This is a genomic window from Mucilaginibacter sp. Mucisp73 (genome assembly GCF_059491465.1).
Map to the genome: position 1 here is coordinate 3,736,510 of NZ_CP168507.1, position 16,229 is coordinate 3,752,738.

At 43.8% G+C, this 16,229-nt stretch carries 13 protein-coding genes; 5 read left to right on the top strand and 8 right to left on the bottom strand.

Annotated elements, in window-relative coordinates:
• The first annotated feature begins 2 nt into the window (after window positions 1-2).
• The 3 genes from ACEN82_RS15505 to ACEN82_RS15515 all read left to right on the top strand — a co-directional run bounded on the left by ACEN82_RS15505 (window position 3) and on the right by ACEN82_RS15515 (window position 7,536).
• Window positions 3-1,988, top strand: a complete 1,986-nt coding sequence (locus ACEN82_RS15505) for a M1 family metallopeptidase (protein ID WP_413321274.1) — start codon at window positions 3-5, stop codon at window positions 1,986-1,988.
• 633 nt (window positions 1,989-2,621) lie between these two features.
• Window positions 2,622-7,319, top strand: coding sequence for a DUF8693 domain-containing protein (locus ACEN82_RS15510; protein ID WP_413321275.1), 4,698 nt, complete (start codon window positions 2,622-2,624; stop codon window positions 7,317-7,319).
• Between the two features lie 16 nt (window positions 7,320-7,335).
• Window positions 7,336-7,536: a hypothetical protein gene (locus ACEN82_RS15515; protein WP_413321276.1), complete on the top strand. Its 201-nt coding sequence runs from the start codon at window positions 7,336-7,338 to the stop codon at window positions 7,534-7,536.
• 48 nt (window positions 7,537-7,584) lie between these two features.
• Here ACEN82_RS15515 and ACEN82_RS15520 read toward each other — a convergent pair whose 3' ends face one another.
• From ACEN82_RS15520 to ACEN82_RS15545, 6 genes are all read right to left on the bottom strand, one after another.
• Window positions 7,585-8,247 carry a DUF4136 domain-containing protein gene (locus ACEN82_RS15520; RefSeq protein WP_413321277.1) on the bottom strand — a complete coding sequence of 221 codons (663 nt, stop codon included), beginning with the start codon at window positions 8,245-8,247 and terminating at the stop codon, window positions 7,585-7,587.
• A gap of 212 nt (window positions 8,248-8,459) precedes the next feature.
• Window positions 8,460-9,068, bottom strand: a complete 609-nt coding sequence (locus ACEN82_RS15525) for a Maf family protein (protein ID WP_413321278.1) — start codon at window positions 9,066-9,068, stop codon at window positions 8,460-8,462.
• A gap of 86 nt (window positions 9,069-9,154) precedes the next feature.
• Window positions 9,155-9,676 (bottom strand): KdsC family phosphatase, encoded by a 522-nt coding sequence (locus tag ACEN82_RS15530; protein WP_090524424.1) that lies wholly within the window; start codon window positions 9,674-9,676, stop codon window positions 9,155-9,157.
• 149 nt (window positions 9,677-9,825) lie between these two features.
• Window positions 9,826-10,068: a Fe-S cluster assembly protein IscX gene (gene iscX / locus ACEN82_RS15535; RefSeq protein WP_090524422.1), complete on the bottom strand. Its 243-nt coding sequence runs from the start codon at window positions 10,066-10,068 to the stop codon at window positions 9,826-9,828.
• 90 nt (window positions 10,069-10,158) lie between these two features.
• Window positions 10,159-10,491, bottom strand: coding sequence for a 2Fe-2S iron-sulfur cluster-binding protein (locus ACEN82_RS15540; RefSeq protein ID WP_090524420.1), 333 nt, complete (start codon window positions 10,489-10,491; stop codon window positions 10,159-10,161).
• 19 nt (window positions 10,492-10,510) lie between these two features.
• Entirely contained in the window at window positions 10,511-11,293 is a 783-nt protein-coding gene (locus ACEN82_RS15545) for a Rossmann-like and DUF2520 domain-containing protein (RefSeq protein ID WP_176623718.1), read from the bottom strand.
• An 82-nt stretch (window positions 11,294-11,375) separates the two neighbouring features.
• Between ACEN82_RS15545 and ACEN82_RS15550 the strand changes: the two genes are divergently transcribed.
• Window positions 11,376-12,296, top strand: a complete 921-nt coding sequence (locus ACEN82_RS15550; protein WP_413321279.1) for an alpha/beta fold hydrolase — start codon at window positions 11,376-11,378, stop codon at window positions 12,294-12,296.
• A gap of 240 nt (window positions 12,297-12,536) precedes the next feature.
• The gene (locus tag ACEN82_RS15555) at window positions 12,537-13,046 is read left to right on the top strand and encodes a hypothetical protein (protein WP_413321280.1); all 510 of its coding nucleotides are present in this window, start codon (window positions 12,537-12,539) and stop codon (window positions 13,044-13,046) included.
• On the opposite strand, the gene ACEN82_RS15560 is transcribed toward ACEN82_RS15555, so the two are convergent.
• Together ACEN82_RS15560 and ccsA are read right to left on the bottom strand one after the other, a co-directional pair.
• Window positions 13,040-13,753 (bottom strand): phytanoyl-CoA dioxygenase family protein, encoded by a 714-nt coding sequence (locus tag ACEN82_RS15560; RefSeq protein ID WP_413321281.1) that lies wholly within the window; start codon window positions 13,751-13,753, stop codon window positions 13,040-13,042. The genes ACEN82_RS15555 and ACEN82_RS15560 overlap by 7 nt on opposite strands.
• A gap of 10 nt (window positions 13,754-13,763) precedes the next feature.
• Complete coding sequence (gene ccsA, locus ACEN82_RS15565; RefSeq protein ID WP_413321282.1) at window positions 13,764-16,226, bottom strand: cytochrome c biogenesis protein CcsA; 2,463 nt, start codon at window positions 16,224-16,226, stop codon at window positions 13,764-13,766.
• Window positions 16,227-16,229: the final 3 nt, after the last annotated feature.

The following is a 16,229-nucleotide window of genomic DNA, read 5'->3' on the forward strand; positions in this document are numbered from 1 at the left end:
CCATGAAATTAAAATTTATCGGCATTGGTTTACTGTCGGTTTTAGCACTCGGCGCTTTCGCGCAAAAAAGGAAACTCAATCCAAACGATACATCATCAAACTATAAGCCGGCGGAGGCTTTCTCGCCTATGTTTTATACCGAAAAAGGTAACGATTTCCATTCGGCTAATGGTGCACCCGGACCAAAGTACTGGCAAAACAGGGCCGACTATAACCTGAAAGTTACCCTGGATACCGTAAAGAAAACAATCAGCGGTACTGTGGAGATCAACTATACCAATAACAGCCCGGATGCATTGCCTTACCTTTGGCTGCAGCTTGATCAAGATACTTATAAACAGGATGCCCGCTCTAACTTTTTTACAGACCATACACCCGGCGCCGACCAGCATACCAACGGTTACCAGATAGAATCCGTATCGATTGATAATGGAGATGTGGTTAAACCTGTACCCTATGTAATTACTGACGCCCGCATGCAGGTGCGCCTTGCACATCCGCTGCAAAAAGGTGCAATAAAGCTGCGTATCAATTATCATTATACCATTCCGGGCGTTTTTGGAGGCCGTACCGATTATTGCGATACCGAAAACGGCAAGATCTACGAAATTGCGCAATGGTTTCCACGCATGTGTGTTTATGACGACAGCCACGGCTGGGACACCCTGCCATTTTTGGGCAGTGGTGAGTTTTATTTAGATTACGGCGATATCGATTACCAGGTGACCGTACCATGGGATATGATCGTAGCAGGCTCAGGCGAATTACTTAACCCAAAGGAGGTTTTGACCGCCAAACAAATAGCCCGCTTAGACCAAGCCCGCAACAGTGATAAAACCGTTATGATCCGCGATCTGGCCGAAGTTAATGATCCGGCCAGTCGCCCGGTTAACAAGGGCACCCTCACCTGGCATTTCAAAATGCTCAATACCCGTGACGTTGCCTTTGGTGCATCAAAAGCTTACATATGGGATGCAGCGAGGGTGAACCTGCCCGGTGGTAAAAAATCATTGGCAATGAGCGTTTACCCTGCCGAAAGCTATGGCAACGATGCCTGGGGCCGGGCTACCGAATATCTCAAAAAATCAATTGAGTATTTTTCTAAAAAATGGTTTGTATACCCTTACCCGGTAGCCATTAATGAGGCCGGTATTGCCGGCGGCATGGAGTATCCGGGTATTGTGTTTGATGGCATTACCGATAAAGGCAGCGTGCTTTACTGGGTAACAGCGCACGAGATAGGCCATAACTGGTTCCCGATGATTGTAGGATCAAACGAGCGCCGTTATGCCTGGATGGATGAAGGCCTGAACACCTTTATAGACATTTATGCATCCGACGCCTTTAATAAAGGCGAATATGCCCCCAAACGTGATAGTGAGTATGCTCCCGGCGGTGGCAACCCTGCCGATGAAATTATCCCATCACTGCTTGATCCGCAATCGCCAAGTATTATGACAGCTCCTGATGCCATCCCCGAAAAATACCGCCATCCGCTTACCTACTATAAGCCGGCATTTGGCCTGGTATTGCTGCGCGAGCAAATTTTAGGGAAAGACAGGTTTGACTATGCCTTTAAAAACTACATTAACCAGTGGGCTTACAAACACCCACAGCCTGATGATTTTTTCCGTTCGATGGAAAATGGAGCCGGCGAAGACCTTTCCTGGTTTTGGAAGGGCTGGTTTTATAATAACTGGCTGGTTGATATAGCGCTTATCGACGCGAAATATGCAGGTAAAGATGCATCCAAAGGTATCACCATCAAAGCGGTAAACAAAGAGCAGTTGCCAATGCCGTTTACTGTTGAGGTTAAATTTAAAGATGGCAGCAAAAAACGCTTTTACCTGCCGGTTGAAACCTGGCTGCAATCCGGGCAAATCACTTACACACTGCCTACTACACAGGAAGCTGAATCGGTGACCATTGATCCCGACAACGCCCTGCCTGATCTTAACCGCGGCAATAACAGCCAAAAGGTTAAATAAAGTATATAACGCCAGGTGTTCAATTTTTTAATGTGGAACATCTGGCGTATTTTTCAAAACATACAAGCACTGACTATCAACCACTTACATTTTATATAAAATATAGATTGAACACATATGCATTGATAATCAGCACATTAAAATTTCACACTGCAAAAAGTTGAACACCCGCTTTTTTAAAAATTGAACACTTATCCGACGCCGCTCTGAAACACCCCATGTAGCGTATAATAGTCATCGTCACATTAACTTCAGTTGACTAATTGTTAATGGTGATGATTGTTAAGGACACATATCCCCCAATCAAACCTGAACAGTTTTTTACCGGAAACCAAAATCCTCACTCCTAACAGGAATATTTTGAAATATTTATCGTTGCGCAGTGATTAATTAGCCCTTACTATAAGTTAACAGCCTGCTTATTGATTAAAAGCATAGTAGAAAATATTCCCCAAAGTGTGCAAACAATAATCAATAATTAATTTCTCCAAATTTTCCATTTTTTCAATAAAAGACATCACGACTGATGCTATTGGCAACACAAACCCATATTTGAGTTGAAATTTGTACTTTAATCCCGTTTTTATTGAATCAGCATCATTATTGACATTATTTGCCCGAAACCCTATTAATTTGAAAACACAATTACGCTGCGTTTTATTTACCGGATATCTGCTATGCCTGATCAGCGCAGTTGCGGCCCAGGAAACCAGCGATAACCTTACCTACTATTACAATAACTTCGAAACTTCCTCTGCCGGTACTACAACATCGTTAGGAGCAACCGGGGTTGGTAATGCCACCCGCACAAGTTCATCGGTTACTATAGACGCATCAACTACAAGTCCTTTAAACGGCTCGGTAAGCCTGAGATCCGCGGTACCTGCAACCAACGCTATTAGCGCTATCAGGTGGGATTTTGTCGGAAGCGGCACATCAGGAAGCGTAGATCTTACCGCCAATGATTTTGAGTGGAACTTCATTTATAAAAACAACAGCAGTACAGGCCCCTCTGATCCCGACGTGATGGCTGTTGGTAACAATACCTGGCGTTATTGGCTTATTGCCAATGGTTATACCACCAATAATATGCAGGGTATTTATATAACTCATACAGGTACGACACTCAGTTTGCGGTACAGGTATGATAGTGGCACGAACTCAGGCCATTATAACGAGCTCCTTAACGCTACAATGGCTAATGATCAGCAAACGTACATGATCAAAGTACAACGTTTGAAAGATGGCCGCTGGGCAATTTTCAAGGATGTTTTTGTAGCAGGCATGACCACAGCTAAAACCCTTGTTGCGTCAAGCACAAGCACAACGGGCGGCAGCTACAGCACATACTATTATTCCTATCTCGAATCAACATGTACTACTGCCGGCCGCTTCCAATGGGATAATTTTGATATGTATACCCGTGTGCTTCAATTTACCACCACAGGGGCAAACGGAACGGCTAATAATGTAACGCAACCTGCTTATTATGAAAGCGAAAGTGTAATCCTCTATGGCCTCAAAATAATATCAAGGGGCAACTTTGTTATCAACCAACTGGTAATGAACACATCCGGTGCAGGGTTCGAGGCCTATTTCAATAGTTCAGGGAGTTTATACCGATCAGATGATTCGTATTATTCTACCTCATCTGATGCATTGATAAGTTCAGTAACGTACACCGGTAACGCTATACAAGATTATAGTGTGGGCGACCTTATCTCAAGCTCGGGCAATACAGATGGATCCTACTCTGTCCCCGGCTATTATTTTTATACAGGTACGGTAAAAAGCCAGCTCAATTATGGTGGCAGCCCTACAGGCACCATTACCGTCACCAGCATTAATACCCTTACCGGGAATGGAAACAGCTCGGCCATTACTTATACGGGGCCCTCGTCAAATGGTAATATCATAACTTTTGCAAATGCAATTGACTGGACAGGCGCTTCAGACAATAACTGGAACAATACCGGTAACTGGAGCCCGGCAACGGTGCCAACTTCTACCAATGTGGCACGCATAGGTGTTGTTTCATTTAAAAACCAACCTATTGTTCAAAGTAGTGTACCCAGTATAGCATCCATGGTATTTGGCCCTTTAACTAGCACTCTATTCGGGTCTCCGTCAATTACCTTAACCATCAATAACACCTATTCGCTAACAGTAAACGGCGCCATCACACAAAACCACAACAGCAGCAGCGGTGATGTAACAACAACCATTACAGGTACAGGGAATGCAACATTAAGCTGCAACTCATTTATAGTGGGCGATAATACAACACCACCGGCGCCAAACATATTTACCTCGCCAACATCAAATACCACTACCATCAATACCACAGTCCCTGTATTTAATATCACCAATTCGTTATCGTTAAATACTACCTCGTCGGCAATTGGCTATTACGCCTTGGGGTTCCTGCAAAACTATTCGGTAAATAATGCGGCATTTCATCTAAATTCCGGATCATTAACTGCAAGCAACATAGCCACCACCAATTCAAACTATGTAAACAGGAATGATGGTATAGTAACTGTAACCAACGCCGCATTAGTTGATATGGATACCGGTACCGGCGCCTCCACATTAACTTTAACAGGTAATACCCCAATAAGTGCTGCTACAGGTGGCACTATCGATTTCACCACCGGCGGAAGCGGTACAGGACTTGTAAATTATGCGGCAACTTCGGGCACACAAACAGTATACGCTACTAATGACAGCTTTATAGGTACAAACCCCTCCAACTATGATAACCTTACCTTATCAGGGGCAGCAGCCAAAACTGTCGACGGAGGCGCGCTAACCGTAAGCGGAAACTGGATCACAAGCGGTGGTGCAATAGACCTTAACACTAACAACCCTGTTATAACCGTTACAGGAACCTGGACCAATTCAGCAAACGTAACCCAGGGTTCGGGCAATATTGCCGTTACAGGCAATACTACTAACAGCGCTGTTATTACAGGCGGTTCGGGCACACTAACTTTCAATGGCGATTACACCAATACAGGTACATTTACGGCAGGTACCGGGACAGTTTTCTTTAGTAAAGCAGGCGCTCAATCTCTTACAGACAACAGCACCAACGGCACAAAATTCAATAATGTTACTGTTAATGGCAGCGGTATAAAAACCATGTCGGGCACGGGTAAATTCGCGGTATCATCCTCGGGTATACTTACTATGGGCGGTACAGCTTCCCTTGCCGCCGGCGGCGTTTTAACATTAAACTCCGATGCAACAGGTTCGGCTACTGTAGATGCTATTCCTTCAGGAACAGCTATCACCGGGAACGTAAACGTACAACGTTTTATAAGCGGCGGTAATTCATATAACAGAGGATACCGGTTGCTTTCATCGCCCGTTAATACGGGTTCGCCTGCTAAAGTTATCAGCGTAAATTACCTTAAAAACTCGTCATGGATAACCGGTACTACCGGCACTACAGGTGGTTTTGATAAATCGGGTAATCCCACAATTTACTGCTTCAGGGAAAACATAGCCTCGTCGCAAGTGTCTTTTACAGCCGGTAATTTCAGGGGCATCAACAATATCAACTCCCCGCCAACTTATATTTTTGATACCGACGGCTCACATACCATACCTGTCGGCAACGGTTTCCTTTTCTTTTTCAGGGGAGACAGGACGGCCGCCGATCTTGCAACGTCAACAACCGCAAGCTATGTGCCCACCAACACCACTTTAACAGCAACAGGTACATTAAATACAGGTAACATTACAGTAACCAACTGGTACAGCGGCACAACCAGCCTCTTATTCAGCAATACTACAGGCAGCCTGGTTAACGGATATAACCTGGTTGGAAATCCTTACGCGGCCACCATCAATTGGGAAAAATTTAACCGCAGAGGCACAACAACAACCGTTTCCGCCACATCATCAATTTACGGGGCCGGTTTCCCCTCAGAGGTATCTTCGGCTGCAACCCTATCTGCTCCGGGCAAAATATGGGTTTACAATCCAAAAACAAAGCAGTATGCCAGCTACATGCAAAAGGCCACTGCTATATCTACGGCAGATACGACTACCAATATTAACCCCGGTATTTCGAGCGATGGCTATGCAAGTAATATGATAGCCAGCGGGCAGGCGTTTTTTATACAGGCTACCGCAGCTTCGCAATCATTAACTTTCAGGGAATCGGCAAAGTCAACAACGCAACCAACGGCATCAAATCTGATAGCCTTATTAAGTGCCCCTGCTGATAAGGGGTTACAGAAACTGGCTGCCACAGCTGCCGACATGGACATATTGAAGGCCGCCGAAGCACAATCAGCAGCATCACAACAAAATGCATCATCATTGGCCGAACCGATATTAAGGCTGCAAATGATAAAGGATTCCATTAATACCGATGATATTGTTATTGCGTTTAACAACGATGCCAGTACGGCTTTTGAAAATAGTAAAGACGCGGAAGACCTCGGAACCAATGGGGCACAGATAGCCTTGTCGGCCCTGTCAAGCGATAGCGTTAAAACCGTTATCCATCACCGGCCTTTCCCTAAAAAACAGCAGGAGATCATCCCCCTAACGTCTGACGCTACCTCATCCGGGCCATATCAATTAAAACTAAGAGCGCTTAGTAACATACCTGCCATTTATGAAATATGGCTTAAGGATAACTTTACTAAAGATTCGCTGGATCTTAAACACAACAACATTTACAGCTACAATATTGATAAAAGTACCCCGGCTACTTTTGGTAAAAAACGTTTTCAGCTGATATTGCGCCAATCACCTGCGTTGGGCCTGCGGCTGCTTGATTTTGTTGCAGTAAAAGCAACCGGCGGCGCTAAAACAACCTGGATTGTTGAAAATGAGGCCAATTACACCACATTTACGCTGCAAAGAAGCACCGATAACGGCAAAACCTGGGAAAACCTGGATGTGATAAAATCGAACGGTTTGGGAACTTACTCTTATACCGACCCTAACCCGGCAAAAGGCTTAAATAATTACCGTGTTCAGTTAACTGATTTAAACAATGATATCAGCCTGTCAAAAGAGCTGCCATTAATGTATGCCAATACAAAAAATAACATAAGCAATAGCCTGCTTACGATATATCCAAACCCTGTAACGGAAACATTAAACCTAACCATAGGGCAAACCAACGCTTCAGCAAACTATAATATTCAGTTAACTAACAGCAGTGGCGTAATACTGAAGGCAGTAAATATCACAGAGCTTTACTGGAAAAACAACGTAGCCGGTTTGGTACCCGGGACATATATCATAAGGGTTACCGATAACAAAACCAAGCAGTTGATTGGCACCGGCAAATTTTTAAAACAATAACAAGCGATTTGCGCATATGAAAAAAAAGTTCTTTTTAACCGCTCTTGTTTTTGCGGCCACCACCCTAAGCTGTTTTGCCCAGTTAGATAATCCATGTGATAATGCCGACGGCGACGCTAACTGCCCGCTTGATACCTGGGTTATTGTTTTAGCCGTAGCTGCCCTTACTTTTGCTGTAACTCATTTATACCGCAAACAAAAATCCCTCCAGGCTTAGCGCCCGAAGGGATTTTTGCATTAGTTCAATAATTGATCAGCAAATTTCTTATGCTTTTTTCATTGGCACCTGGTCTTGCTGTACCTGGTTAAGCTGTAGTTGTTCAATAATGCCGTTAACTACTTTGGGCAGTTCCTTTACAGTTTTTTGCGGGTTGTGCAGTTCGCCAACACCAAAACCACGCCATACCAGTTTGCGCGATTTGGTATCCATAATGTCGATAATCAGGGTACCTTCTTTGTAAGGTACGCGGGCATAACCGCCGCCATAACCGTAACCATAAGGATATCCCCAACCCCAGCCGCCGTAGCCATAAAACGGACGATAGCCCCAGCCACCGCCCCAACCCCAGCCAAATCCTAAACCGAAGCCCGGGTAACCGCCATAGTAATAAGGATAAAACTCAGTTTTCATTCCCCGGCCGGTAACTGTGGTATAACTTACCAGTAAATCGGGGTTGTTTTCCTGGAATTTTAACCCTTTGTTTTCCAATGCCGAAATAGCCGCGTCCTTAACCTTTTCATCAGCCACTTCCTTTTTTACAACTGCGCCGGCTTTATTGGTCATGGTTGCAGGAGGTAGCCAGGCAAATGTACGGTAGGCGGATAAATCTGTTTTGTTTCGGGCTGCGGTGTAATAATTGTAACTGCTGCATGCAGACAAGGTGGCCACCAGCAGTAACACCAGCCCTGTATTAATAGTTTTTTTCATGACAAATTACTCCCTTTATTTAACACCTTAGACTATCCAGGAAACAAAGGTTTAAATTAAATAATTATTTATTTAATTTAAACCGGAAAAAACACGCTTTATCAAAATTGACGATGTTTAGCGAAACTGTAACGACGAATAAAATGGTTTGCGAAAGGCACAAGTAATCCCCGCACAGGCAGCCGCACAATACTTGCGCCTGTATGTGAAATCTATTTGCTTAAGTTAAGCAATTGTGCATAAACCTTTTGGGTAGGTAAACCAACAACGTTGGTATATGAGCCTTCAATCCGTTCGATGCCTATCAGGCCTATCAGCTCCTGGATGCCATATGATCCGGCCTTGTCAAGCGGCTGATACTTATCTACATAATTACTGATCTCGGCATCAGAAAGCTTGCGGAAGAGCACTTCGGTAAGATCATAAAAATTATTATAACGCCCTTTATATAACAAACATACACCGGTAATAACCTGGTGTACACGGCCCGATAGCATTTGCAGCATTTCGATAGCATGTGCGCGGGTTTCGGGTTTACCCAGTATCAGCCCATCAATACAAACTATGGTATCGGCAGTAAGTACAACCTCATCCCCTACCGTTTCGTCAAATGCTTCTGCTTTTTTACGGGCTATATGCAGGGCAACCTCTGTTGGGGTAAGCCCATCGGGGAATGACTCATCAACCTCTTTAAGCACAACCCTGAAATCAATATCCATAAGCCGGAGCAGCTCCTGCCGTCTTGGCGATTTTGATGCGAGAATTACGGGTGGGATCACCCCCTCTAAATCTCCCCCGATAGGGGAGACTTTCTTGTGCATTGTGTTTGTAGATGATAAATCCATAACCAATATATGATAGGAACTCTTCTTAAAGCCCTCCCTTTCGGGGAGGGTTTGGGTGGGGTTTACCAGCTATACGCCTGTTTGCTCATCCATTTATCCTGAACCTTGAGCACTTTTTCAATGATATCGCGGGCACAGCCTTTGCCGCCGCCGTAGGGCGATACGTAAGCGCTAACCGCTTTGATCTCTTCAACAGCATCGGCAGGGCAAACAGGCAGGCCTGCAAGCTTCATCACTTCCAGGTCGGGAATATCATCGCCCATGTATAAAACGTTGGTGGCTATTATGCTTTTTTCTTCCAGGTAAATCTTGAACCTCTGCGATTTGGTATGTGTACCCATATACACGTCCTGGATGCCAAGGCTGTTTAACCTGTACATGGCACTTTTTGAGCGGCTGCCCGATATGGCGCAAACATTATAACCGCATTTAACAGCTAACTGTAGCGCGTAGCCATCTTTAATATTAAAGGCGCGGCTTTGTTCGCCAGCTTCCGTTACAAAAACAGACCCGTCGGTCAAAACGCCATCCACATCAAAAATGAGGGTAGTAATATCTTTTAATTTATTCAGGAATGATTCCATGGTTGTGATTACACCGATTTTATTTCGTGATCCCACCGATTTGTTGAGGTGATTTCACCGATTTTTTGATTACAGAATGTTTGCTTCGTGCTAAACTGCTAATCGCAAATTTAAAACTGCAAACCGCCGGCTCAAAACTGCCAACTGAATTATTGATTATCCCGCCACTCGTATACCCAGGCCGATTGGATCTGCTCCAGGTGGCCTTCGTTTGACTCGGCACGGGTACCGGCAAAATTAGGCAGGCTCAATACCCATTCCAGCAGTTCGGTAAAACGGATGCGGTATATTTTTGATTCGTCAAAATCGTCACCAAACTTTTCATAAAGTTCAATGGCAATATCTTCATAATCATTCCAGTGAATTGGTAAGGCAAATTTATTATCGCTCATTTTTGTTGATTTTACGTACTACCCGGGGGTTACGCTAATACGTTGTAAATTATACGTTTTATTTATTGTTTAAACGGATTGATGCAAATATTAGTGGCCTAAAAACTGCGACTGATCCGGCAGGGTAACTTCAATGTCGCCATCAACAATCACACACTGGCAACCCAGGCGCGAATTAATGCGCGGGTTAACAGCCCTGTCAATAAAATCCTCTTCTTTATCGGATATCTCCTGGATATTATCCATCCCCTTGTTTACATAAACATGGCATGTGCTGCATCCGCAAACACCACCGCAATTGTGCTGTAGTTCAATGCCATTCTCCAGGCATACGTCTAATACAGATTCTCCTTCGGCTATAGGTAACTCAACGCTTTCGTGCCCTTTTTCCTCGAAATTGATCTTTATTTTATAAATGTTCATTTAAGCAAAAGTAACAAAATTACTCGGGTGCGGTAAACCCTTTATTGTTTTTGATAATACCCTGACTTAATAAACTGTAAATATCCTGTAACATAGGCATCTCGCTTAACATCTGCATGTGAGTAGCCATAGTGCCCTCATCATTACGTACTGCAGGGCCGGTTTGTACATTGCGCGGTTCCTGCTCAAGCACTTTTTGGGCAGTTTCCAGGATCAGGGGACGCAGCATGTTAAACTCCATTTGATTTTGCGCAAGCAGGTCCTGGGCAACCCCATACAAATAATTGGGAAAATTACAGGCAAATACCGCGGCAAGGTGCAATATTTTACGCCGGGCGGAGTTAACGCTATATACATTATTACTGATGGTAAATGCCAGCTGCTTTAAATCAGCAAGTATACCATCATCAGCACCTTCAAGACAGAGCGGGACAGATCGGAAATCAACCTCTCTTATCTTGCTAAACGTTTGCAGGGGATAAAATACACCGGCCTTCGGGGTAAAAGCCAGCAAACTGTTCAAATCGGTTGAGCCCGATGTATGTACTATTAACTTTTTATGGGCCGACAACGCTTTAACAACAGTCGTTATAGCATCGTCCTTAACCGAAACAACAAACAATCCTGTATCGGGATTAATATTGTCAAGGTTATCAACAGCTTCGGCAGCTACATGGTAGGCTAAAAGCGCAGCATGCTGCATATCGCGGCTGTATACCTGTACAATACGGTGTCCGGCATTCTTAAAGGCCGCTGCCATGTGCGTAGCTACGTTACCGGAGCCTATTATGGTAATGTTCATATATTCTTTACAATAGATATAATTATTTAACTAACTGTAGTATAAATATTTCTGTATTTTAGAAACCAACATCTAATACCGCATGAAAATACTTAAAGTAAGCATTATAATTGTGATATTTCTTGTCGGGGCCGCGTCATTAATACTATACGGCTTCTATAGATATAACAATAAAGAAACCAAAACCTTAACCGATGCCAGCCGCAAAAACATCCCTGGTAGCTTTATCAAATTAAGTCAGGGCGTAACCCATTACCAGCTTGAAGGCCCTGATAGTGCCCAGGTTGTTGTACTTGTTCACGGTTTTAGCGTGCCCTATTATATCTGGGACCCAACGTACGATTTTTTGATAAAAAAAGGATACCGGGTATTACGCTATGATATGTATGGCCGCGGCTATTCAGACAGGCCCGATGTTCCCTATAACCAGGAGCTTTACAATACGCAACTGCTCGATCTCATTAATCAACTTAAATTAAACGGGAAAATAAATTTAGCTGGCGTATCATTTGGCGGTGCGGTGATAACCAATTTTACCTGCAGCCACCCCGGTATGGTTAACAAACTAATCCTTGTCGACCCGGTATATGAACAAAAAAAGCCGGTAGCTCCGCAATATTTCACACTTTATAACGAAGCCGTGAACTCCGACGAAAGAGCAAAAGGACAAACAACCGATTTTCTTTATCCCAAAAACCACCCTGGGTGGATAAACCGTTACCTCCCCCAAATGGAGTATAAAGGGTTTAGAAACGCGCTGGTTTCAACGCTGTACAATTACAATCAAAATGGTCGTGAGAGCAATACGTGCCTCAACAGTACAGGCAAAAGCGTATTACTGATATGGGGTAAAGCTGATAAAACAGTACTGCCACGTTTCAGCGATTCTATCCGCAGCGTATTAAAGACCGACTTTTTCCCTGTTGATGGCGCAGCACATTTACCCATGATTGAAAAGGCCGACACCGTAAATGCTAAGATCCTTTCGTTTTTGAAGGGGTAAGAAAATCAATTTTATCTGTAGTTTTATCAGATGAAATTTAGATTGATTACCTGCTTTTTGTTATTGATAAACCTTGCCTGTTACGCAAACTGTAGTCGCAATGGTTATTATTTAACAGATACAACGGTTCATCAAAAAGTAAAACATATTTTCAAACGAAAAATTGTATATCACGTAAGTTATACGCGTGAAAGCATTAAGGGCTATAAACCGGAATTTGATAATTGCTTATATACAAACATGTTCACTGTTACCCAGCGATTAAAGAAATATCCTTTTTCAATCGCAGCAAAAATATTAGCTATATCATACGTAGGTCTGCCAAAGAATTCAAACAGAACTATTGATTCGGCAGGTTTTCCTAAAGCCCCAGAAGAGCCGGATACTATTGGCGGCATTATTATTGAAAACGATCACCTAAAATACGACAATGTTAAGCAGTCTAAATTCTTAACACGTGAACAAATTGAAAAATTCTCTGACATTATCTTCAACTATGGCTACAGCGGTATGAAGAACTACCTGATAACATCCCTGCCTGGCTGCTTCGAACCGCGTAATTCGATCGTATTTCTTGATAAAAATGACAGGGTAATCGACCATCTTGATATCTGTTTCACTTGCCACGCGAGTGATTCCGGTTCACGAAAAATAAACGTAGGAATAGATTGTAAACAGAAATACGATATGTTGAAAGCGTTCTTCATAAGCGTCGGAGTACCTTACGGAACAAGCAAGTACGATCAATAAATCCTTTCCGCCCAATCAATCCCGTCAGTAAGCGTTGCCTTGGTAAACTCAATATGTACTACCCTACGCCGTTTGTTGTTGGTAGTACGGTTTGAGGCATGCATGAGTAAAGGCCGCATGATCATGATGCCGCCTGCCTGTACATTGCAGCTTACCTCGGTTTCCTGCTGCCAGTCGATATTTTCGGGACGATAGATCTCCTTAAGATGTGAACCTGGTAGCACTTTCAGAGCGCCATTACCTTCATCGGTATCATCAAGATGGACGCGGATAGTGAAGTTATCCTGCAAAATATGAAGCGGAGGCTGCACAGCAAACTGGTTATGCTTAATCGTCCAGGGGCCGTAACCTGTTATCTCAATCTTTTTATCAACAGAAATGGTCAGATCCTGGTGCCAAGCTACAAACCAGTTGGATGTTTCGGGCTTATCGAAATAGATAGATTTAACGGCAAAATAACCATCACCAAACAATTGCTGTAAGCAGGTTTTTAATCTCCCCGTAAAAATCAGTGGGCTTATTTCGGGCACAGTCTTTAAAAACTGTCTTATGGCAAACAGGTCATCTGTTTGCCTGAACAGCGGACTGCTTTTATCCGCGTTTTCAATAGCCGCGACGATGACTTTTACTTCAGCATCAGTATAAATATGCTCAACAACAGAAAACCCCTGTCGGGCTATTTCATACTGATGCCTGGTAAAATCCATTTAACAACAGTTAAACGGTTTTAAGTTCTTTATTACGCCTTTGGATAGAAAGCAAAAAGCCAATCACCATAATGATAGTACCGCTCCAGAAGAAGTTGATATACGGGAAGCTGATAGCACGCATCACAATCCACGGGCGTTTGTTTTGCGGCTGCTGGTAAACAGTGATCTCCACTTTTTTATTCTCAGGGTTGATCCTTGAAAAGCGCAGTTTTAAACCTGCGTCCTCTACCTTGCGGGCAAAATCAAACACGTTACCGCCCCTGATCATGAACACAGGTTCGGCGGTATACACCTTGCCATCATGCGCATGAACTTCGATATTGGCACCAATAGCCACATCGTTGGCAGTAAGCGGGATATTTTGCACCGTAGCCTGTTTGTTTAATGATTTAACCAGCATAAAGCCGTCACGGTACCTGATGGTATCGCCGATAGCCACTTCATGGGCTACAGGCTCATCGTAGTTTTTATCATCGTTACCTTCGTCGTGCCCGGCCTCGCCCTGCATGGCAAAACCTTCGCTAGGGATAGCGGTAACGTGAGTATAAAGGTCATTTAACAAATAATGCTTGGTATCGGGCGATGAAGACATTCCCGCATCGCGGCTGGCCTGCACTTTGGGTTTAAGTACAAAGTTTTCGAGCAATTTACCGTTAGCATCAAACTTTTTATAATCAACCCTGTAAAAATGGTAAGGTGATGAAATGGAGTCGCCAAGATAGGTAACTGTATAATCGCCCATTTTTACCGGGGTGTTTTTATAGATCATGATATTTTCACGGGCGTTACCGGCTTTGGCATCAAAGCCCTGCACATTAACTACACCGCTTGCATTTTCAGATACCACCTTGCTGGTACCTGCCGCTATAACCGCGCCAACCATCAACAAACCAAAACCCAAGTGCGCTACCGCCGAGCCGGCCAGTTTAAACTTGCCCTTAAAGGCATCAACCAATACTTTGGCATTGGCAATAACTGAATAAACCGAACCGCACATTACCAGATTGAATACGAAATTAAGGCGATAAACCCCGGTTAAGTAAACAACAAGCGCTGTTACCAGTATGGCAAACACAAGGTAAACACCGGTAGTAATGAAGAACCGGGTAATATCGGTCTTTTTATATTTCAGGAATTGCGTAAAGCCAGTAAGTAAAGTCACCACAAACGCAAATGACGACTGGATCACGTTATAATGTTTAACAGCATCAGAAGGAGGTGCAATTTTGGTACCAAACATGGCATTCCACACAGGCACCGAAGTTACTACAATAAGGTGGAAGCATGACAGCCCTAAAAATACCGAACCTACAAACATCCAAAACTCGCGTGAGTATGTTTCTTCATCTTTTTTGGTGATTGGCAGTTCTTTCCATCGCCATACCAAAACCCAAACAGATAAAACAAGGAATATCAGGATGCCGATAACCAGTTGCCAGAACATACCTAAATCGGTAAAAGCATGAACTGAGCTTTCGCCCAGGATACCGCTTCTTGAAAGGAATGAGGTGTACCATACCAGTACAAAACTCAGCAATACCAGCAGTGTAGCTGTAAAATAGGAATGGCCTGTATTTTTAAATACGATAAGTACGTGCAATGCCGCAACCATGGTTAACCACGGAAATATCGAACCGTTCTCAACCGGATCCCAGGCCCAGAAGCCACCGAAGTTTAACGACTCATAAGCCCAAAACGAGCCCATGATCACACCGGTACCCAATATCATAGAACCAAACAGGGCGTATGATATAGCGGGCTGTACCCACTCTTTATATCGTTTTTGCCAAAGCCCGGCAACCGCATAAGCAAACGGAACTATAATAGATGCAAAACCCAGGAACAATGTAGGCGGGTGAATCACCATCCAGTAATTTTGCAGCGATGGGTTCATTCCTTGCCCGTCTTTTATAAAGTCGAGGTAGTTTGGCTGCGAGAATATAGGCGCTTCGATACCTGAATTACGCAACAACAAGAATGGTGAACTACCAATGCGTTGGCCAAAGATATCGATACCCAGTACCATGGTTCCCAGAATAACCTGCGACAGGGCAACAACGGTCATTACCGGGCGCTCCCATGATTTAGCCCTTGCAATAAGTACATTACCTAAAACGGCCTGCCAAAAGGCCCAAAGCAAAAAGCCCCCCTCCTGTCCGTTCCAAAAACCTGATACCAGGTAGTAAACGGGCAGCGAACGCGAGGTGTAAGCCCAGGCATAATGATACTCGAAATAGTGATTATAAAGCACATAGAATAGGCAGGTGCCCATTCCTAAAATAGAGATAGAATTTACGTAAAAACCTAAACGGCCTAAACGCTGCCAGTTGCTGTCGGCCTTACCGGCATCATCAGTAGTAGCAAAATAGTAACTTATAAATGACAGCAGGGCTGCACCAAACGAAAGAACAATAAAAAACTGGCCGATTTGTCCCGGTAAAAGGTGTTCGCCCTTAAAAACTGTATTCATCAA

Coding starts and splice junctions, on each gene's coding strand:
- ACEN82_RS15550 (WP_413321279.1), top strand. CDS start 11,376: ATGAAAATACTTAAAGTAAGCATTATAATTGTGATATTTCTTGTCGGG.
- ACEN82_RS15520 (WP_413321277.1), bottom strand. CDS start 8,247: ATGAAAAAAACTATTAATACAGGGCTGGTGTTACTGCTGGTGGCCACC.
- iscX (WP_090524422.1), bottom strand. CDS start 10,068: ATGAGCGATAATAAATTTGCCTTACCAATTCACTGGAATGATTATGAA.
- ACEN82_RS15525 (WP_413321278.1), bottom strand. CDS start 9,068: ATGCACAAGAAAGTCTCCCCTATCGGGGGAGATTTAGAGGGGGTGATC.
- ccsA (WP_413321282.1), bottom strand. CDS start 16,226: ATGAATACAGTTTTTAAGGGCGAACACCTTTTACCGGGACAAATCGGC.
- ACEN82_RS15515 (WP_413321276.1), top strand. CDS start 7,336: ATGAAAAAAAAGTTCTTTTTAACCGCTCTTGTTTTTGCGGCCACCACC.
- ACEN82_RS15540 (WP_090524420.1), bottom strand. CDS start 10,491: ATGAACATTTATAAAATAAAGATCAATTTCGAGGAAAAAGGGCACGAA.
- ACEN82_RS15560 (WP_413321281.1), bottom strand. CDS start 13,753: ATGGATTTTACCAGGCATCAGTATGAAATAGCCCGACAGGGGTTTTCT.
- ACEN82_RS15555 (WP_413321280.1), top strand. CDS start 12,537: ATGTTCACTGTTACCCAGCGATTAAAGAAATATCCTTTTTCAATCGCA.
- ACEN82_RS15545 (WP_176623718.1), bottom strand. CDS start 11,293: ATGAACATTACCATAATAGGCTCCGGTAACGTAGCTACGCACATGGCA.
- ACEN82_RS15505 (WP_413321274.1), top strand. CDS start 3: ATGAAATTAAAATTTATCGGCATTGGTTTACTGTCGGTTTTAGCACTC.
- ACEN82_RS15530 (WP_090524424.1), bottom strand. CDS start 9,676: ATGGAATCATTCCTGAATAAATTAAAAGATATTACTACCCTCATTTTT.